19 protein-coding genes are annotated in these 19,614 nt (G+C 71.6%); 18 read left to right on the forward strand and 1 reads right to left on the reverse strand.

Features of this window, described 5'->3' with window-relative positions; all coding sequences use genetic code 11:
• Nucleotides 1-525: 525 nt before the first annotated feature.
• From ASG94_RS22235 to dop, 6 genes are all read left to right on the forward strand, one after another.
• Entirely contained in the window at nt 526-1,008 is a 483-nt protein-coding gene (locus ASG94_RS22235; RefSeq protein WP_200958190.1) for an HNH endonuclease signature motif containing protein, read from the forward strand.
• A 249-nt stretch (nt 1,009-1,257) separates the two neighbouring features.
• The gene (locus ASG94_RS17825; RefSeq protein WP_056927833.1) at nt 1,258-2,265 is read left to right on the forward strand and encodes a tRNA (adenine-N1)-methyltransferase; all 1,008 of its coding nucleotides are present in this window, start codon (nt 1,258-1,260) and stop codon (nt 2,263-2,265) included.
• A complete protein-coding gene (locus ASG94_RS17830) occupies nt 2,262-2,810 on the forward strand; it encodes a GrpB family protein (RefSeq protein WP_056927834.1) in 549 nt (182 codons plus the stop codon). The genes ASG94_RS17825 and ASG94_RS17830 overlap by 4 nt, the downstream gene beginning before the upstream one ends.
• 115 nt (nt 2,811-2,925) lie before the next feature.
• Nucleotides 2,926-4,680, forward strand: a complete 1,755-nt coding sequence (gene arc / locus ASG94_RS17835) for a proteasome ATPase (protein WP_056927835.1) — start codon at nt 2,926-2,928, stop codon at nt 4,678-4,680.
• Nucleotides 4,677-5,033, forward strand: coding sequence for a hypothetical protein (locus ASG94_RS17840; protein ID WP_056927836.1), 357 nt, complete (start codon nt 4,677-4,679; stop codon nt 5,031-5,033). Before arc ends, ASG94_RS17840 begins: the two co-directional genes overlap by 4 nt.
• Before the next feature lie 245 nt (nt 5,034-5,278).
• Nucleotides 5,279-6,790 (forward strand): depupylase/deamidase Dop, encoded by a 1,512-nt coding sequence (gene dop / locus ASG94_RS17845; RefSeq protein ID WP_056927837.1) that lies wholly within the window; start codon nt 5,279-5,281, stop codon nt 6,788-6,790.
• Between the two features lie 27 nt (nt 6,791-6,817).
• On the opposite strand, the gene ASG94_RS17850 is transcribed toward dop, so the two are convergent.
• Nucleotides 6,818-7,528, reverse strand: a complete 711-nt coding sequence (locus ASG94_RS17850; protein ID WP_056927838.1) for a transporter substrate-binding domain-containing protein — start codon at nt 7,526-7,528, stop codon at nt 6,818-6,820.
• A gap of 58 nt (nt 7,529-7,586) precedes the next feature.
• Between ASG94_RS17850 and ASG94_RS17855 the strand changes: the two genes are divergently transcribed.
• From ASG94_RS17855 to ASG94_RS17910, 12 genes are all read left to right on the forward strand, one after another.
• Nucleotides 7,587-7,784, forward strand: coding sequence for a ubiquitin-like protein Pup (locus tag ASG94_RS17855; RefSeq protein WP_056927839.1), 198 nt, complete (start codon nt 7,587-7,589; stop codon nt 7,782-7,784).
• Between the two features lie 49 nt (nt 7,785-7,833).
• Nucleotides 7,834-8,664 carry a proteasome subunit beta gene (gene prcB / locus ASG94_RS17860; RefSeq protein WP_056927840.1) on the forward strand — a complete coding sequence of 277 codons (831 nt, stop codon included), beginning with the start codon at nt 7,834-7,836 and terminating at the stop codon, nt 8,662-8,664.
• Nucleotides 8,665-8,672: 8 nt separating this feature from the next.
• Nucleotides 8,673-9,680, forward strand: coding sequence for a proteasome subunit alpha (gene prcA / locus ASG94_RS17865; RefSeq protein ID WP_082624326.1), 1,008 nt, complete (start codon nt 8,673-8,675; stop codon nt 9,678-9,680).
• A 79-nt stretch (nt 9,681-9,759) separates the two neighbouring features.
• On the forward strand, nt 9,760-11,121 hold the full coding sequence (pafA, locus tag ASG94_RS17870; protein WP_056927979.1) for a Pup--protein ligase: 1,362 nt from the start codon (nt 9,760-9,762) through the stop codon (nt 11,119-11,121).
• Between the two features lie 89 nt (nt 11,122-11,210).
• Nucleotides 11,211-12,167, forward strand: coding sequence for an FKBP-type peptidyl-prolyl cis-trans isomerase (locus ASG94_RS17875; RefSeq protein WP_056927841.1), 957 nt, complete (start codon nt 11,211-11,213; stop codon nt 12,165-12,167).
• 74 nt (nt 12,168-12,241) lie between these two features.
• Complete coding sequence (locus ASG94_RS17880) at nt 12,242-13,234, forward strand: helix-turn-helix transcriptional regulator (protein WP_056927842.1); 993 nt, start codon at nt 12,242-12,244, stop codon at nt 13,232-13,234.
• Nucleotides 13,231-14,238: a helix-turn-helix transcriptional regulator gene (locus ASG94_RS17885; RefSeq protein ID WP_056927843.1), complete on the forward strand. Its 1,008-nt coding sequence runs from the start codon at nt 13,231-13,233 to the stop codon at nt 14,236-14,238. Before ASG94_RS17880 ends, ASG94_RS17885 begins: the two co-directional genes overlap by 4 nt.
• A 43-nt stretch (nt 14,239-14,281) precedes the next feature.
• A complete protein-coding gene (locus tag ASG94_RS21455) occupies nt 14,282-14,581 on the forward strand; it encodes a Sec-independent protein translocase subunit TatA (protein ID WP_082624349.1) in 300 nt (99 codons plus the stop codon).
• 22 nt (nt 14,582-14,603) lie between these two features.
• A complete protein-coding gene (gene tatC / locus ASG94_RS17895; protein ID WP_056927844.1) occupies nt 14,604-15,440 on the forward strand; it encodes a twin-arginine translocase subunit TatC in 837 nt (278 codons plus the stop codon).
• A gap of 19 nt (nt 15,441-15,459) precedes the next feature.
• Nucleotides 15,460-15,876 (forward strand): hypothetical protein, encoded by a 417-nt coding sequence (locus ASG94_RS17900; RefSeq protein ID WP_056927845.1) that lies wholly within the window; start codon nt 15,460-15,462, stop codon nt 15,874-15,876.
• Nucleotides 15,877-15,906: 30 nt separating this feature from the next.
• Entirely contained in the window at nt 15,907-16,815 is a 909-nt protein-coding gene (locus ASG94_RS17905; RefSeq protein ID WP_200958185.1) for a diacylglycerol kinase, read from the forward strand.
• Entirely contained in the window at nt 16,812-19,604 is a 2,793-nt protein-coding gene (locus ASG94_RS17910; protein WP_056927846.1) for a DEAD/DEAH box helicase, read from the forward strand. The genes ASG94_RS17905 and ASG94_RS17910 overlap by 4 nt, the downstream gene beginning before the upstream one ends.
• The last annotated feature ends 10 nt before the right edge of the window (nt 19,605-19,614 follow it).

The following is a 19,614-nucleotide window of genomic DNA, read 5'->3' on the forward strand; positions in this document are numbered from 1 at the left end:
GGCTGATGCCCTGGAGAAGAGTGCGGACAAGCGGCACGTCACCTTCGACACCCAGCAGGCCTCCTACGACGGGACCATGGGGCTCGAGGCCAGCCTGGAGATCCCCGACGCCCTCGCCCTCGCTGCCGCAGTGAAGNGCGGTTCATGCCCGATCAGGTGGCTGATGCCCTGGAGAAGAGTGCGGACAAGCGGCACGTCACCTTCGACACCCAGCAGGCCTCCTACGACGGGACCATGGGGCTCGAGGCCAGCCTGGAGATCCCCGACGCCCTCGCCCTCGCGGCCGCGGTGAAGTCCGGTGCCGAGCACCTCGCCCGCCTCGGGTCGACCGACACTGCGGACGGCCGCCGCGCCACCGCACTCGGCGACCTCGCTCGACGCCAGCTCACCATCGGCTTCGACCAGGACACCCCGGCGAGCGAAGTCCCGGCGCAGCGACCCTCGACACCCGTCACCCAGATCGTGCTCCACGCCCACCTGTCCGCCGACGCCATCACCCACCACGACGTGACGCACGGCCAGGAGATGAGCGGGCGGATCGAGCAGGCCAGCCAGCGAGTCCTGTCGGTGGAGCAGATCCGCGCCTGGTGCGGCCGCCCCGACGTGACCGTGGTGGTGAAGCCGATCATCGACCTGCGCGAGCGACTCGAGTGCAAGGGCTACGAGCCCACCGAGAAGATCCGCGAGCACGTGATCGTCCGCGACGGGACGTGCGTGTTCCCGTGGTGCGGCCGCAACGCCCGCCATGCCGACCTCGACCACGTCGTCCCGTACGACCACGATCATCCGGACCGGGGCGGACCGACGTCGACCGACAATCTCGCCGCGCTGTGTCGCCGGCACCATCGGTTGAAGACCCACGGCCGGTGGCGCTACGAGACGACTGAGCCCGGGGTGTTCGTGTGGACCAGCCCGCTCGGCTGGACCTACCTCCGCGACCGCACCGGCAGTCGACCTCTGGGGCGTGCCTGGACCGAGCCCGGCACTGCGCAGCCACCGGACTCCTGACCACCACGCCCCGGACCCCGCCCGAGCAGCACCCGGCGGGTCCGCAGGCACTCGTGGCCTTCTGTCGCCGCGCTTGACCCCTGACGGCGTCGGCGACCAGCGCACGCACAACGCGTCGCGCGTCAGAGGCACAGGCGTCAGAGGCACAGCCGTCGTCCCGCGGCGGCGCACGCTCCCGCCACCCGCCGTTCCGTCCGGCCCCTCCGCGTCGTTTCCGCGAGTCCCGAGGGCCCGCACTAGGGTTCGCGCATGCCTGACACCACCCCCGCCGTACCGTCCGCAGACGTCCCGCACGAGGCGTGGTCCGGCGTCCACCGCGGACCCCTGCGGGCCGGTGAGTGGGTGCGCCTGACCGACCAGAAGGGTCGCCGCCACAACTTCGAGCTGACGCCGGGCAAGCGGTTCTTCTCCAACCGCGGCCACATCGAGCACGACGACATGATCGGCCGGGACGAGGGCTTCACCCTCGTGTCCTCCGCCGGCGGCGAGTACCTCGTCTTCCGGCCGCTGCTCACCGAGTTCGTGGTCTCCATGCCCCGCGGTGCGGCGGTGGTCTACCCCAAGGACGCCGCCCAGATCATCTCGCTTGCGGACATCTTCCCGGGCGCTCGCGTCGTCGAGGCCGGCGCCGGTTCCGGGGCCCTGACCTGCTCGCTGCTGCGGGCCGTCGGGCCGTGGGGCCGGGTGACGTCCTTCGAGCTCCGCGAGGAGTTCGCCGAGGTCGCCCAGCGCAACGTGAACCAGTTCTTCTCCGCCCCCGAGGGCGAGACGCACCCGGCGTGGGACCTGCGACTCGGTGACCTCAAGGAGGGCCTGCCCCAGCTCGAGGAGAAGGTCGACCGGATCATCCTGGACATGCTCGACCCGTGGAACTGCATCGATGCCGTCGCCGACGCGCTCGTGCCCGGCGGCATCGTCTGCGCGTACGTCGCCACCACCACCCAGCTCTCCCGGGTCGTGGAGACCCTGCGGGTCCACGGCGGCTTCACCGAGCCGCAGCCGTGGGAGTCGCTCGTCCGCGACTGGCACGTCGAGGGCCTTGCCGTCCGTCCCGGCCACAAGATGATCGGCCACACGGCCTTCCTGGTCACCGCACGCCGGATGGCACCGGGGGAGAGGCCGCCGCGCAAGACCCGCCGACCGGCCCCGGGCGCCTACGGTCCCGACTACACCGGCCCCCGCCCCGCGGACATCCCGCCGCTGCCGGAGGCTGCCCCCGTCGAGGCCGCCGTCGCCGGCGACACCGACGAGGTGTGAGCGTCGAGGTCGTCGCCTGGTCCCCGGCCTGGGCAGCTCAGTTCGAGGAGCTCGCCGTCGTCCTGCGGGCAGCGGTCGCCGGCATCCCCGGTGCCCGGGTCGAGCACGTCGGCTCCACGTCCGTGCCCGGCCTCGCCGCCAAGCCGATCCTCGACGTGGACGTGATCGTCGACGCCGAGCACGTCCCGGCCGCGGTCCGCGGCCTCGAGGAAGCCGGTTACGTCCACCGCGGCGACCTCGGCGTCGCCGGCCGCGAGGCCTTCCACGCACCGGACCGGGAGCCGCGCCGCAACGTCTACCTGTGCAGCGCCGGCACGACGAACGTCCGCAACCACCTCGCCGTACGCGACGTGCTGCGGCGCCGTGACGACCTCCGGGACGCGTACGCCGCCGCCAAGCTCGCGCTCGCCGACGATCCAGCGATGGACATGGACGCCTACCTGGCCGGCAAGTCCGCCGTGGTCCAGGAGGTGCTGCGCGCCTCCGGGGAGTTCAGCGACGAGGAGCTGCTCGCCATCCACCGCCTCAACGACCCCTCGGTCTGAGCCTGCACCAGCGCGGATGCCGGCTCGCGACGAAATCGTGACCAACACGATCGGTTATCCACTTCCGTCCCATCACCAGATGGGTAGTGTCCGAAGGACCAAGGAGGTGACGCACATGTCCGAATCGACATCCAGCGCCGCAGGAGCCGGGCGCACGCCCGACGAGCTGGTGCAGCAGGTGCGCTTCCTCGAGGCCGAGGTCGGGGACCTGCGACGACGCCTCACCGACGTCCCGGGCCAGTCCCGTGGCCTCGAGATGCGGCTCGCCGACACCCAGCGCTCGCTGGCCGCCGTGACCAGCCAGAACGAGCGGCTCGCCCAGACGCTGCGCGAGGCCCGCGACCAGATCATGAAGCTCAAGGAGGAGGTCGACCGGCTGGCCCAGCCGCCGGCCGGCTTCGGCACCTTCCTCGCCCGCAACGAGGACGACTCCGTCGACGTGTTCACCGGCGGTCGCAAGCTGCGGGTCAACGTCAGCCCGGCCGTGGACCTCGACGAGCTCGTCAAGGGCCAGGAGGTCATGCTCAACGAGGCCCTCAACGTGGTGGCGGCACTCGGCTTCGAGAAGGTCGGCGAGGTCGTGATGTTCAAGGAGCTCCTCGAGGACGGTGAGCGCGGTCTGGTGATCGCCAACGCCGACGAGGAGCGCGTCGTACGACTCGCCAAGCCGCTCTTCGACGAGCCGCTGCGCGCGGGCGACTCCCTCCTGCTGGACTCCCGGGCCGGCTACGCCTACGAGCGGGTCCCCAAGTCCGAGGTCGAGGAGCTCGTCCTCGAGGAGGTCCCGGACATCGACTACTCGCAGATCGGTGGCCTGATCTCCCAGATCGACGCCATCCGTGACGCGGTCGAGCTGCCGTACCTGTACCCCGACCTCTTCAAGGACCACCGGCTCAAGCCGCCGAAGGGCGTGCTGCTCTACGGCCCGCCCGGGTGCGGCAAGACCCTGATCGCCAAGGCGGTCGCCAACTCCCTGGCCAAGAAGGTCGCCGCCAAGACGGGCCAGGAGGGGAAGTCCTACTTCCTCAACATCAAGGGTCCCGAGCTGCTCAACAAGTACGTCGGAGAGACCGAGCGCCACATCCGGCTGGTCTTCCAGCGTGCCCGTGAGAAGGCGTCGATGGGCACCCCGGTGATCGTGTTCTTCGACGAGATGGACTCGCTCTTCCGCACCCGCGGGTCGGGCGTCTCCTCCGACGTCGAGAACACCATCGTCCCGCAGCTGCTCAGCGAGATCGACGGCGTCGAGCTCCTAGAGAACGTGCTGGTCATCGGTGCCTCCAACCGCGAGGACATGATCGACCCGGCCATCCTGCGCCCCGGCCGCCTCGACGTGAAGATCAAGATCGAGCGTCCCGACGCGGAGTCGGCGCGCGACATCTTCTCCAAGTACCTCGTCGCCGACCTGCCGCTGCACGCCGACGACCTGGCGGAGTTCGGCGGGGACCGCGACGCGACGGTGGCCGGGATGATCCGCGCGACCGTGGAGCGGATGTACACCGAGTCCGAGGAGAACCGCTTCCTGGAGGTCACCTACGCCAACGGTGACAAGGAGGTCCTCTACTTCAAGGACTTCAACTCCGGCGCGATGATCCAGAACATCGTCGACCGCGCCAAGAAGATGGCGATCAAGGACTTCCTCGAGCACCAGCAGCGCGGCCTGCGGGTCCAGCACATGCTGCAGGCGTGCGTCGACGAGTTCAAGGAGAACGAGGACCTGCCCAACACCACCAACCCCGACGACTGGGCGCGGATCTCGGGCAAGAAGGGCGAGCGGATCGTCTTCATCCGTACGCTCATCACGGGCAAGCAGGGCACCGAGCCCGGCCGCTCCATCGACACCGTCGCCAACACCGGCCAGTACCTGTGATCCACCCCCCGGCCGACGACGAGCTGGGCCACGGCGACATCGAAGCCGCCCTGGCCACCCGTCGCGAGCTGGGGGCGCGGTACGACGCGGAGCTGGTCGACGGCTTCGCCGAGCGCATCGAGCGGGCCGTCGACCACCGTGTCTCCGAGCAGGTCGCCCTGCAGCAGCGCCGCACCGCGGCCGTCGCGGGGGCCGGAGCGCGACAGCTCGCGCTAGGCATCATCTCCCTGGTCGCCTTCATCCCGATCAGCATCGCGCTGGGGCTCAATGGCGAGTTCCTGGCGTTGCTGGTGACCCTGGCGGGCATCGTGGGGGTCAACCTCACGCACGCCTGGCAGTCGCGCCGGCCCTGAACCCGGCCGCCGGGCACCACCCACAACAGAGAAGAGAGCCCCCATGGTCAAGATCCTCATCATCGTCGTGATCGTCCTCGTGGTCCTGGCCGTCCTGGGCAAGCTGCGCAGCCGCTGACCGTCGTACCGCGGCCGCGACGCCCCCGGACACCTGTGTCCGGGGGCGTCCGTCGTGCGTACGCCGACCGGCGCGCTCGACGCGCACGTCCCGCGCAGTCCTCGGTCGTGCCTCGTAGGCTCCTCCCATGAGCGTTCGGCGGATCATGGGCACCGAGGTCGAGTACGGCATCTCCGTGCAGGGCCAGCCGGCAGCCAACCCGATGGTGGCGTCGTCGCAGGTCGTCAACGCCTATGCGACCTCCACCATCAAGGCCCGCCGGGCCCGGTGGGACTTCGAGGAGGAGTCGCCGCTGCGGGACGCCCGCGGCTTCGACATGTCGCGCCAGGTCGCCGACCCCAGCCAGCTGACCGACGAGGACCTCGGGCTGGCCAACGTCATCCTCACCAACGGCGCCCGGCTCTACGTCGACCACGCGCACCCGGAGTACTCCACGCCCGAGGTCACCAGCCCGCTGGACATCGTGCGCTGGGACAAGGCGGGGGAGCAGGTCATGCTCGACGCCTGCCGGGCCGCCGCGCTGGTGCCCGGCGCGACGCCGATCGTGCTCTACAAGAACAACACCGACAACAAGGGCGCGTCGTACGGCGCCCACGAGAACTACCTGATGCGGCGCTCCACCCCGTTCGCCGAGATCGTGCGCCACCTGACGCCGTTCTTCGTCTCCCGCCAGGTCGTGTGCGGCGCGGGCCGGGTGGGCATCGGCCAGGACGGCCGGGAGCACGGGTTCCAGATCAGCCAGCGTGCCGACTACTTCGAGGTCGAGGTGGGGCTGGAGACCACCCTCAAGCGGCCGATCATCAACACGCGCGACGAGCCGCACGCCGACCCGGAGAAGTACCGCCGGCTGCACGTGATCCTGGGCGACGCCAACCTCGCCGAGGTCTCGACGTACCTCAAGGTCGGCACGACCGCGCTGGTGCTGGCGATGATCGAGGACGGCTTCCTCACCCGCGACCTCGCCGTCGAGCAGCCGGTGGCCTCGCTGCGCGCCGTCTCCCACGACCCGACGCTGCAGCACCTGCTCACCCTCCGCGACGGCCGCACGCTCACCGCGGTCCAGCTGCAGATGGAGTACCTCGACCTGGCCCGCAAGTTCGTCGACGACCGGCTCGGCAACGACGTGGACGAGCAGACCCGCGACGTGCTCGACCGCTGGGAGTCGGTGCTGACCCGCCTGGAGCAGGACCCCATGCTGTGCGCCGGCGAGCTGGACTGGGTGGCGAAGCTCAAGCTGCTCTCCCAGTACCGCGACCGCGACGGACTGGACTGGGACGACGCCAAGCTGCACCTCATCGACCTCCAGTACTCCGACATCCGGCCCGAGAAGGGGCTCTACGCCAAGCTGGTCGCCGCCGGTCGCATCGAGCGACTCCTCGACGACTCCTCGGTCGAACGGGCCATGCACGAGCCGCCGGAGGACACCCGCGCCTACTTCCGCGGCCGGTGCCTGGAGAAGTACGCCGACAACGTCGCCGCCGCCTCCTGGGACTCGGTGATCTTCGACCTCCCGGGCCGCGAGTCGCTGCAGCGGGTGCCGACCATCGACCCCATGCGTGGCTCCAGGGCGCACGTGGGGGAGCTGCTCGACCGCTGCGACACCGCCCTCGAGCTCGTCAGCGCGCTCACCCGGCGCTGACCGGGCGCCGACACGGGCCGGACGCGGTCAGCCTGCGGCGAGGGCGGGGTCCTGCCCGGCGTCGGTGAGCGCGGCGGCGACCCAGCCGGAGGCGACCAGCGCGTCGACCACGTCGCGCAGCCACGCCACTGAGTCGGCAGCGCGTTCCTCGGGGACCGCCACGGCCTGACGGATCTGCATGAAGGCGGGCTCCAGGATCCGGTGCCCCGGGTGCGCGTCGACCCACGCGGTCATCGGCTGGCGGATGCCGGCACCGACCTCCAGCGCACGCGCGACGAAGGTGTCGATGCCCTCGGCCCCCCGTTCGACCGTCGCGTGCGTCAGGGTGCGGGTCAGGTGCAGGTCGTACGCCGACCCCTCCTTGACGCCGACCCGGACGCCGTCCGCGTCCACGTCGGGGGCCGTCGCGAGCGGTGTGTCGACGGCCACGACGTACACGCCCTCGATCAGCACGTACGGCGCGGTGAACTGCAGCGGACGCCCCGGGTCGACGGCCAGGAAGCCGACGTCGGCACGTCCCTCGGCCACCGCGGCGACCGAGTCGCGTGCGGCGCCGTAGCACTGGAGCTCGACGTCCACCCCGAGACGGGCCGCGACCTCGCGGGCCAGCGCCACGGTGATGCCCGACGGCGCCTCGGGCGAGCCGGAGGCGAGCACCGGGTTGCCCAGGTTGATCGACGCGCGCAGCGCGCCGGTCGGGGCGAGGTCTGCCCGCACGGCGGGATCGACGGGCTCCATGCACCGGAGCCTAGTGGCGTCCCCCACGGGTCTTCCCTGTGTGGATAGGGTCGGAGACATGGCCCAGGAGCAGAAGCAACCGCGGAAGTCCTCCCAGGAGGACACGACGACCGAGGAGGTCGTCGAGACCGACGTCGCCGAGCGCAAGGAGGTCATCGATGACGACGTCGACGCCATCCTCGACGAGATCGACGACGTCCTCGAGACCAACGCCGAGGACTTCGTGAAGTCGTTCATCCAGAAGGGTGGACAGTGATCACCCCATCGAAGTCCTCGCTGCGCTCCGGTTTCGACAGGGACCCCGCATGAGCGACTCCCGCCTGCCCGCGTCCTACATGTCGCCGGGCACCTCGAGCTTCGCCGACTTCCTCGGCGACCACCAGCCGGACCTGCTCCCCGGCCGCCGGGCGGTGCCCGCGGGCAACGCCGGCGACCTCGCGCCCCACGGCACCACCATCGTCGCGGCGACGTTCCCCGGCGGGGTCGTCATGGCGGGGGACCGGCGCGCCACGATGGGCAACATCATCGCCCAGCGCGACATCGAGAAGGTCTTCCCGGCCGACGAGTACTCCGTCGTCGGCATCGCCGGCACCGCCGGGCTGGCCGTCGAGATGGTCCGGCTGTTCCAGACCGAGCTCGAGCACTACGAGAAGATCGAGGGCACCACGCTCTCGATGGACGGCAAGTCCAACCGCCTCGCGACGCTGATCAGGGCCAACCTCGGCCTCGCGATGCAGGGCCTGGCCGTGGTGCCGCTCTTCGCCGGCTACGACCTCGCCGCCGACCAGGGCCGCATCTTCAGCTACGACGTCACCGGCGGCCGCTACGAGGAGACCGCGTTCCACTCGGTCGGCTCCGGGTCGCTGTTCGCCCGCGGGGCGCTGAAGAAGCTCTACCGCGAGGACCTCGACGCCGAGGGCTGCGTGACCGCCGCCGTCCAGGCGCTGTACGACGCCGCGGACGACGACTCCGCGACGGGCGGGCCGGACCTGGCCCGCCGCATCTTCCCCGTCGTCCACGTGATCACCGCCGACGGCGGCCGCCGCGTCCCCGACGACGAGGTCGCGGCCATCGCCGACCGGATCATCGCCGCCCGCATGCAGCGGCCCGACGGGCCCGCCGCGGCCCTGACCTGAGGACTGACATGAGCACCCCCTTCTACGTCTCCCCGGAACAGCTCATGAAGGACCGGGCGGACTTCGCGCGCAAGGGCATCGCGCGCGGCCGCTCGGTCGTCGTGATCCAGTACGCCGACGGCATCCTGTTCGTCTCCGAGAACCCCTCGCAGGCGCTGCACAAGGTCTCCGAGATCTACGACCGGATCGCCTTCGCGGCGGTCGGGCGCTACAACGAGTTCGAGAACCTCCGCATCGCCGGGGTGCGTCTCGCCGACATGCGCGGCTACGCCTACGACCGGCGCGACGTGACCGGCCGCGGGCTGGCCAACGCCTACGCGCAGACTCTCGGCAGCATCTTCTCCTCCGGCGGCGAGAAGCCCTACGAGGTCGAGATCTTCGTCGCCGAGGTGGGCGACTCGCCCGCCGACGACCAGGTCTACCGCCTGACGTACGACGGCCAGGTGGCCGACGAGCACGGGTTCGCCGTGATGGGCGGGGCCGCCGACGTGGTGGCCGGTCACCTCCGCGAGCACTACGTCGAGGGCGCCACCCTCCAGGAGGCCGTCCAGCTCGCGGTCGCGGCCCTGGGCCACAGCGAGGCCGACGACCGGGTCATCCCGACGCGCGACCTCGAGGTCGCCGCGCTGGAGCGCACCCGCCCGCAGCCGCGCAAGTTCGTCCGGCTGCGCGAGTCGCGCCTCGTCGAGCTGCTGGGCGAGCGGGGACCCGAGCAGGGCGACACCCCGCAGCCCGAGGACACCGGCGGCGCCAACGGGCCGACGGCACCGGTGGTCGACGACCCGGCCGACCCTACGGACCAGGTCAGCGGGACCACCCCGCCGCTCGAGGACCCGGTCACCGGGGAGCCTGGTCAGCCGCCGGTCGCCCCTCCGGTCGCACCCCCGACGTCACCGTCGCCGCAGCCCTCGCCGCAGCCCTCGCCGCAGCCGGCTCCCACGCCGGAGCCGAGCGACCCGGTGCAGCCCCCGGCCCCCGGCACCCCGCCGGCGGACCCGGGTACGCCCCGGCCCTGAGCCCTGCCCGTGCGGGTCGCCGTGCGTGTCTTCCGTCGGGACGGCCCGCAGGCGTGGTCCCGCGGCCTAGGGTGTGGTCATGGACCGGCGGATCTTCGGTATCGAGAACGAGTACGGCGTCACGTGCACGTTCAAGGGGCAGCGCCGACTGAGTCCCGACGAGGTGGCGCGCTACCTGTTCCGCAAGGTGGTCAGCTGGGGCCGCTCCTCCAACGTCTTCCTGCGCAACGGCGCGCGCCTCTACCTCGACGTCGGCAGCCACCCGGAGTACGCCACCCCCGAGTGCGACGACATCGTCGACCTCGTCACCCACGACAAGGCGGGTGAGCGGGTGCTCGAGGGCCTGCTCCTCGACGCCGAGCAGCGGCTCCACGACGAGGGCATCGCCGGCGACATCTACCTGTTCAAGAACAACACCGACTCGGCCGGCAACTCCTACGGCTGCCACGAGAACTACCTGGTCGGCCGCGCGGGTGAGTTCAGCCGGCTCGCCGACGTGCTGATCCCGTTCCTGGTGACGCGCCAGATCATCGTCGGCGCCGGCAAGGTCACCCAGACCCCGCGCGGGGCGTCGTACAGCATCTCGCAGCGCGCCGAGCACATCTGGGAGGGCGTCTCCAGCGCCACCACCCGCAGCCGCCCGATCATCAACACCCGCGACGAGCCGCACGCGGACGCCGAGAAGTACCGCCGCCTGCACGTCATCGTCGGCGACTCCAACATGAGCGAGACGACCACCATGCTCAAGGTGGCCTCCTGCGACCTGGTGCTGCGGATGATCGAGGAGGGCGTGGTGATGCGCGACCTCACCATGGAGAACCCCATCCGCGCGATCCGCGAGATCTCCCACGACGTCACCGGCCGCCGCAAGGTGCGCCTCGCCAACGGCCGCGAGGCCAGCGCGCTGGAGATCCAGGCGGAGTACCTCGGCAAGGCCCGGGACTTCGTCGACCGTCGCCAGATCAGCACCCCGCTCATCGAGCAGGCGCTCGACCTGTGGGAGCGCGGGCTCAAGGCGATCGAGTCGGACGACCTCGGCCTCGTCGACCGCGAGATCGACTGGGTCATCAAGTGGAAGCTCATCGACCGCTACCGCGCCAAGCACGGCCTGCCCCTGGGCCACGCGCGCGTCGCCCAGCTGGACCTCGCCTACCACGACATCCACCGTGGGCGTGGCCTCTACTACCTGCTCGAGAAGCGCGGAGCGGTCGCGCGGGTGACCACCGACCTCAAGATCTTCGAGGCCAAGAGCGTCCCGCCGCAGAACACCCGGGCCCGGCTGCGCGGCGAGTTCATCCGCAAGGCCCAGGAGCGCCGCCGCGACTTCACCGTCGACTGGGTGCACCTCAAGCTCAACGACCAGGCCCAGCGCACCGTGCTCTGCAAGGACCCCTTCAAGGCGTACGACGAGCGCGTCCAGCGCCTCATCGACGGCATGTGAGCCTGCCTCAGCACCCGCTCAGAGTCGCCGGATAGGGTGACCGCGCCGTCCAGGCCGCCCCCCGCACCGATCCGAGAAGGTGACCGCACGTGTCTCGCCCCCGCAGCACCCGCACCCGTCGTACCCGCCTCGCCGCACTGAGCGGGGTCCTCCTGCTCTCCACGGTCGGCCTCGCCGCCTGCGGCGACGACGACGGGGCGTCCTCCGGCGCCGGCCTCGACGCGGTCAGCGTCACCGGCGACCCGGGCACGGAGCCGAAGGTCACGTTCGACGAGCAGGTCGAGCCCGACGGCATCGAGTCCGAGGTCGTCACCGAGGGTGACGGCGAGGAGCTCGGCGAGGGCGACAACGTGCTCGCGCACATCTGGATGGGCAACGGCTTCACGCAGGAGAAGGCGTTCAGCACCTACGACGCCAAGGCCCCGGAGCTGCTGACCTACGCCGACCTCGGCGAGCCGTTCCAGGAGGCCATCGACGGCCACACCGTCGGTTCCCGCGTGACGGTCGTGGCCAGCGCCGAGGACACCTACGGCGAGGGCGGCAACCCCCAGCTCGGCATCGGCAACCAGGACGGGCTGGTCATCGTCGTCGACCTGCTCTCCAAGGTGGCCGCCGAGCCGAGCGGTGAGGAGCGCGAGCCGGCCAAGTGGGCGCCGACCCTCGTCGAGGACGGCGGCACCATCACCGGCCTCGACTTCACCGAGGCCAACCGGCCGAGCAAGAACCTCCTCGACACCACGCTCGTCAAGGGCGACGGCCCGGTCGTGGAGAAGGGCCAGACCATCGCGGTCGACTACCTCGGCCAGGTCTACGACGCCAAGAAGCCCTTCGACGAGTCCTACTCCAAGCAGCCGACGTCGTTCCCGATCGGCACCGGCGCGGTCGTCAAGGGCTGGGACCAGGCCCTCGTGGGCCAGACGGTCGGCTCGCGCGTGATCCTGTCGATCCCGCCGGAGCTCGGCTACGGCAAGACCGGCAACGAGCAGGCCGGCATCAAGGGCACCGACACGCTGTTCTTCGTGGTCGACATCCTCGGCGCAGCCTGATCCGAGGGGGACACTCGGTCCGGCCGTCCCGGGGCGGCCGACGCGACGAGCCGGGGACGGCAGGGGGAGGCACGATGGCCAGCGACAAGGCGGAGCGGCTGCTCAACCTGTACATCATGCTGCTCGCGCAGACCCGGTTCGTCTCCAAGCAGGACATCCGGCGCGCCCACTACGCCGACTACCCCGACACCGAGCGCGGCGACGAGGCCTTCGAGAAGGCCTTCGAGCGCGACAAGGACGACCTGCGCGAGCTCGGGGTGGTCATCGAGGTGGGGTCGCTGGACGCGTTCTTCGACGACGAGCCGGGCTACCGCATCTCCACCGACACCTCCGCGCTCCCCGAGATCCGCTTCGAGGCCGACGAGGCCGCGGTGCTGGGCATCGCGGCCCGGGCGTGGGAGCAGGCGACGCTGGCGCGTCGTACGACCGAGGCCATGCGCAAGCTCACCGCCCAGGGCGTCGAGGTGGACTCCGCCCGTCTCGACCTGGTGCCGCCGAGCCTGCGGGCCGAGGAGCCGGCCTTCGACGCCTTCTGGGACGCCACCCAGAAGCGCCGCGTCGTCACCTTCGACTACAAGCGTCCGGGGGAGCAGCCCCGCAAGCGACGGCTGCAGCCGTGGGGCGTGGTCCGCAGCTCCGGTCGCTGGTACGTCGTGGGCCACGACGTCGACCGCGACGCCGAGCGCGTCTTCCGCCTCTCCCGGGTGCAGGGACGCGTCAGCGGCGTCGGCAAGGCCGGTGCGTACGACGTCCCGCCCGGCACCGACGTCTCGGCCATCGCCGCCAACCTCGCGCCCCGCACCCCCGACGTCGAGGCCACCGTCCTGGTCCGCCAGCGCGCCGGGGTGGGCCTGCGCCGCCGGGCGAGCCGGGTCGAGGAGGACGTCGCCGGCCCCGACGAGGAGAGCGGCTGGGACCGCCTCGTGATCACCGGCCCCGGCTCCGACCTCGCCGGCGAGGTGCTGACGTACGGCGCGTCCGTGGTCGTCGAGGCCCCCGAGGAGCTGCGGGCGGACGTGCTGGCCCGGCTGCAGGCGATCCTCGAGCAGGAGGGGGTGACCCGGTGAACGCCGCTCCCCACGACTCCGACAGGCCCGTCGTCCACGCCGCCCGCGAGCAGGTGGCACGACTGCTGGCCCTGGTGCCCTACCTCCACTCCCGCGGCGAGGTGCGCCTCGTCGACGCCGCCGCGGCACTCGGGGTCGACCCCGAGCAGCTGGACCGGGACCTGCGGGTCCTGTTCATGTGCGGCCTGCCCGGCGGCTTCCCCGACGACCTCATCAACGTCGACCTCGACGCCCTCGAGGGGGAGCGGATCATCCGGGTCGACAACGCCGACTACCTCGCCCGGCCGGTGAGCTTCGCCCCGTCGGAGGCCGCGGCCCTCGTGGTGGCGCTGCGCGCGCTGGCCCAGAGCGCCGCACCCGAGACCCGCGACGTCGTACGCCGCACGCTGGCCAAGTTCGAGGCAGCCGGCCAGACCGCCGCCGCGGAGCGGGTGCACGTCGAGACCGCTCCCGAGCCCGGCAGCGAGCTGGTGCCGTCGCTCCAGCAGGCCATCGACCACGGCCACCAGCTCGAGCTGGACTACCACGTCGCCAGCCGCGACGAGCACTCCACACGGGTCGTCGAGCCCCGCGCCCTCACCCGGGTGGGCGACGCGACGTACCTCGACGCCTGGTGCCACACGGCCGGCGGCGACCGCGTGTTCCGTCTCGACCGCATCCTGCGGGCCACCGAGCTCGACACGCCGGTGTCCGAGCAGGCCTCCCGGACCCGCGAGCTCGGCTCCGGCTGGTTCGCCGACGAGGGCTCGGCGACGACGGTGACCGTCCGGCTGGCGCCGCCCGCGCACTGGGTGACGGAGTACTACCCGGTGACCGAGACGCGCCCCGGCCCCAGCGGCAGCCTCGACGTCGACCTCGAGGTCGCGAGCGAGGCGTGGCTGCGCCAGCTGCTGTTCCGCGTCGCGCCGCACGCGCGCGTCGTGGCCCCCCGGGAGTTCGCCGAATCGTTCACCGCCAGTGCCCGAGAAGCGGTCCGGCTCTACACCGGTCCCGGCGTACGATGAGATGGACCACACGATCCCCGACACACACACCCTGGAGAGACTCATGATCCAACCCCTGTTCGGCATGCCCCAGGGCGCGGAGTGGCTGGTCATCCTGGCCATCGTGGTCCTCGTCTTCGGCGCGGCCAAGCTCCCCGAGCTCGCGCGCGGCACCGGACAGGCGCTGCGCATCTTCAAGACCGAGACCAAGGGCCTGCGCGACGACGAGAAGGACCAGCCGGCGCCGCCGGCCACGACGGCCGAGCTGCCGCCGACCCACACGGACGTGACCCACACCGACGGGACGCGCACCGGCATCAACGACCTGCCCACGGAGCCGCGCTCCGACAAGCACCCCGGCTGAGCGCCGCGCCCGTCGTACGTCTGTGAAGGTCCCCAGCCTCTTCCGCCTCTTCTCCACGCGCCCCGCACACCCGGTCGGTCCCGACGGCAGCATGGCCCTGTCGGACCACCTGCGTGAGCTGCGCGCGCGGATCCTGCGCGTCGCCGTCGTCGGTCTGCTCACGCTCGGTGTCGCGCTGTGGCAGTTCGACCTGCTCTACGACCTGGTCTACGGGCCCTACGAGAAGGCGGCGGCGGCCCTGGCCGAGGGCAGCACCTTCGCCACCACGAGCGGGGCCGGCGGCGGCCTCATGCTCTACCTCAAGCTGTGCGGCTTCGCGGCCCTGGTGGTCACCGCGCCGTACTGGCTCTACCAGGTGTGGGCCTTCATCCTGCCGGGGCTGCACGCCCACGAGCGCAAGTGGACGCGGGTCTTCGTGATCGTGGCCGGGCCGCTGTTCCTGGTCGGGGTGGTCATGGGCTACGTCACCCTGCCCAAGGGGCTCGAGGTCCTCATCGGGCTCAACCCCGACGGCGTCACCAACCTGGTGGACTTCAACGAGTACCTCCAGTTCTTCACCCGCACGCTGTTCGTCTTCGGGCTGGCCTTCGAGATCCCCGTGTTCGTGGTGATGCTCAACCGCGCCGGCGTCGTCTCGGGCAAGACGCTCGCGGCGCACCGGCCCTGGATCATCGTGGGCATCTTCATCTTCGCGGCCATCGCGACGCCGTCGGCGGACCCCTTCACGATGACCTTCATGGCGGTGCCGATGGTGCTGCTCTACCTGGTCTCCGAGGTCATCGCCCGCTCGCACGACCGTCGCAAGGCGAGCAGCAGCCCCAACGCCGGCCTGAGCCCCGACGAGCTCTCGCCCCTCTGAGGTCTGACAGGCTGCCTCCATGGACGTGCAGCCGGTCGTCGACGTCGACCCCTTCGACCTGCCCGAGTGGCTGGGCACCGCCCAGGTGGTCTGGCGCGCGGACGGCGGCCTGCGTGGCGGGCACCGGGTGGCCGGTCGCCTGACCGCGGAGGGCGAGGAGGACGTCGTGTGCGACCTGCTCGCCGTCGACGAGGCCTACCCCGTCCCGGTGACCGACGACGCCGCCCGGTTGCGGGCCCACCAGGCGTGGCGGCACGAGCAGGTGCTCCTGGTGCAGTACGCCGACCGGCTGACGCTCGCCGTGCCCGGCACCCGCTTCGACGCGGGTCTCGTCCTCGACGCCCTGGGACGCCTCGCCAAGGCCGTGGGCGCCTCACCGGACCGCTGGGCCACCCTGCTGAGGATCGGCGAGGAGAAGTCGCGCCGGTCCCGGTGACACCTCCTCCGCGGCGCTAGGGTCGCACCCATGGACGCGGGCGCGGGACGAGTCGGTGGGAGTGCCCTGACCGGGGAGGTCGCCATGCTGACCAACCCGACCGCCGGCGGCGGCCGCGGGGCCCGCTACCGCGAGGCCGCCCTGCAGCGGCTGCGCGACAGCGGCCTCGTGGTGCGCAACCTGGCCGGCCGCGACGCGGACGAGGCGGCCGACCTGGCCCGGGCCAGCGTGGCCGACGGGGTCGAGGCGCTGGTCGTCTGCGGCGGCGACGGGCTGGTCCACCTGGCCGTCCAGGTGCTGGCGGGCACGGGTGTGCCCCTGGGCATCGTCCCGGCCGGCACGGGCAACGACGTCGCCCGCTACCTCGACCTGCCACGCCGCGACCCGGTGGCGGCCGCGGACCGGATCGTGGCGCGGCGTACCCGCACGCTCGACCTGGCGCGCAGCGGCTCGCGCCACTTCGTGACCGTGATGGCGGCCGGCTTCGACGCGATCGTCAACGAGCGGGCCAACACGATGCGCTGGCCCCGGGGCCAGATGCGCTACAACCTCGCGACCGTCGCCGAGCTGCGGACCTTCCACCCGCTGCCCTACACGCTGGACCTCGACGGGGCGGCCCGCCGGGTCGACGCGATGCTGGTGGCGGTGGGCAACGGCCCCTCCTTCGGGGGTGGCCTGCGGATCACAGAGGGGGCCCTGCTGGACGACGGTTTGCTCGACGTGGTCATCATCAAGGAGATGTCTCGAGCCAAGCTGGTCCGCACCTATCCGAAGCTCTTCTCCGGCACCCACACGACGGTGGCCGAGTACGAGCACCACCGGGTCCGACGGGTGACCGTCGCCGCACCCGGCATCGTGGCCTACGCCGACGGGGAGCGCTTCGGCGAGCTGCCGCTGACCGTCGAGGCCGCGCCCGGCGCCCTGGTGGTGCTGGCATGAGCGAGGAGCCGAGCCCCGCCGAGCGTTACGCGTCGTACTCGCGCGACAAGGCCCACCCGGCGTTCCGTGACTTCGCGGGCCACTACGACTTCCCCCTCGACGACTTCCAGGTGCGCGCCTGCAAGGAGATCGAGGACGGCCGCGGCGTGCTCGTCGCCGCGCCCACCGGGTCCGGCAAGACGATCGTCGGCGAGTTCGCGGTCCACCTGGCGCTGGCCACCGGGCGCAAGTGCTTCTACACGACGCCGATCAAGGCGCTGTCCAACCAGAAGTACAACGACCTCGTCGCCCGCCACGGCGCCGCCAACGTCGGCCTGCTGACCGGCGACAACGTCGTCAACGGGGAGGCGCCGATCGTCGTGATGACGACCGAGGTGCTGCGCAACATGCTGTACGCCGGCTCACGCACCCTGCTCGGGCTGGGCTACGTCGTGATGGACGAGGTGCACTACCTCGCCGACCGGATGCGCGGCGCGGTCTGGGAGGAGGTGATCATCCACCTGCCGGAGTCGGTGTCGCTGATCTCGCTGTCGGCCACGGTTTCCAACGCCGAGGAGTTCGGCGAGTGGCTCTCCACCGTCCGCGGCGACACCGCCACCATCCTGGAGGAGCGTCGCCCGGTCCCGCTGTTCCAGCACGTGATGGTCGGGCGCCGCCTGCTCGACCTCTTCGCCTCCTCCGACGTCGACGCGAGCGCCGGCTTCGTGCGCGAGGGCGCACCGGTCAACGACGAGCTGGTGCGGATCGCCCGCGACGACTGGGCCAGCTCGCGGCTGATGCGCGACCGGCGCTCGCCACGCAAGGGCAAGCCGGGCTCCTCCAAGAACCCTCGGCAGGTGGGCAACGGTCGCCGGGTGTGGATCCCGAGCAGGGTCGACGTGATCGAGCGCCTCGACCGCGAGGGACTGCTGCCGGCCATCGTGTTCGTCTTCAGCCGGGTCGGCTGCGACGCCGCGGTCACCCAGTGCCTGTCGGCCAACGTGCGGCTCACCAGCCCCACGGAGCGTGACGAGATCTACGCGTACGTCGAGGAGAAGTGCCGGCACCTGCCCGACGACGACCTGCACGTGCTCGGCTACCACGAGTTCCTCGACGGCCTCACCCGCGGCGTCGCCGCCCACCACGCGGGGATGCTGCCGACCTTCAAGCAGTGCGTCGAGGAGCTCTACGTCCGCGGGCTGTGCAAGGTGGTGTTCGCGACCGAGACCCTGGCGCTGGGCATCAACATGCCGGCGCGCACCGTGGTCATCGAGAAGCTCTCGAAGTGGAACGGAGAGACCCACGCCGACATCACGCCGGGGGAGTACACCCAGCTGACCGGGCGCGCCGGGCGCCGGGGCCTCGACGTCGAGGGCCACGGCGTCGTGCTGTGGCAGCCGGGGATGAACCCGCGCGAGGTGGCCGGCCTCGCCTCGACCCGCACCTACCCGCTCCGGTCGTCGTTCCGCCCGTCGTACAACATGGCGGTCAACCTCGTGCACCAGTTCGGCCGGGCGCGCTCGCGCGAGCTGCTGGAGCAGTCGTTCGCGCAGTTCCAGGCCGACAAGGCCGTCGTCGGGCTGGCCCGGCAGCTGCAGAAGGCCGAGGACGCGCTCGACGGCTACGCCGAGGCCGCGACCTGCCACCAGGGCGACTTCATGGAGTACGCCGCGCTGCGCCGCCGCATCAGCGACGTGGAGAAGGGGGCCGCCCGGGAGCGGCGCCAGGACCGCCGCGACGAGGCGATGGAGTCGCTCACCAAGCTGCGTCCGGGCGACGTGATCATGGTGCCGTCGGGCAAGTTCTCCGGCTTCGCGGTGGTGATCGACCCGGGGCTGTCCGGCCACGAGCCGCGGCCCTACGTGCTGACCCAGGACCGCCAGGCCCGGCGGCTCGCGCCGATGGACTTCCCGACCCCGGTCGAGGCGATCACCCGGATGCGGGTGCCGAAGTCCTTCAACGGCCGCAACCCGGCGATGCGTCGCGATCTCGCCTCGGCGCTGCGGTCCAAGACCCACGACTTCACGCCGCCGCCCCGGCGCCGCGAGCGGGGGGATGCGTTCAGCGACTCACCGGTCGACCGGGAGATCGCCGAGCTCCGCGACCGGCTCAAGGCGCACCCGTGCCACCAGTGCCCCGAGCGCGAGGACCACGCCCGGTGGGCCGAGCGCTGGTTCAAGCTCTCGCGCGACACCGAGACCCTGAAGAGGCGCGTCGAGCAGCGCACCAACACCGTCGCCCGGACCTTCGACCGGGTGTGCGACGTCCTGACCGCGCTGGACTACCTCGACGGTGACAAGGTCACCGAGCGGGGCAGCCACCTGCGGCGCATCTACACCGACATGGACCTGGTGGCCGCCGAGTCGCTGCGCGAGGGGCTGTGGGACGACCTCACGCCGTCCGAGCTCGCCGCCGTGCTGTCGGCGCTGGTCTTCGAGGCGCGGCGTCCCGACGACGCCTCCGCACCGCGGGTGCCGGGAGCCCGGATGCAGAAGGTCCTCGGCGAGATGGTGCGGGTGTGGGGCCAGCTCGACGCCCTCGAGCGCGACCACAAGCTCGACTTCCTCCGCGAGCCCGACCTCGGCTTCGCCTGGGCCGCCTACCGGTGGGCCGAGGGCGACGACCTCGACGACGTGCTCACGGGCACCGACCTGGCGGCCGGCGACTTCGTGCGCTGGATGAAGCAGCTCCTTGACCTCGCCGGGCAGGTGGCCGACGCGGCGGGCGGCACGCCGCTGCGGGCGACGGCCCGCGAGACCGTCGGGCTGCTCAAGCGCGGGGTGGTGGCCTACTCGGCGCTGACCGAGTGACCGCGCGCGG

It is taken from the genome of Nocardioides sp. Soil805, assembly GCF_001429625.1.
Lineage (GTDB): Bacteria > Actinomycetota > Actinomycetes > Propionibacteriales > Nocardioidaceae > Nocardioides.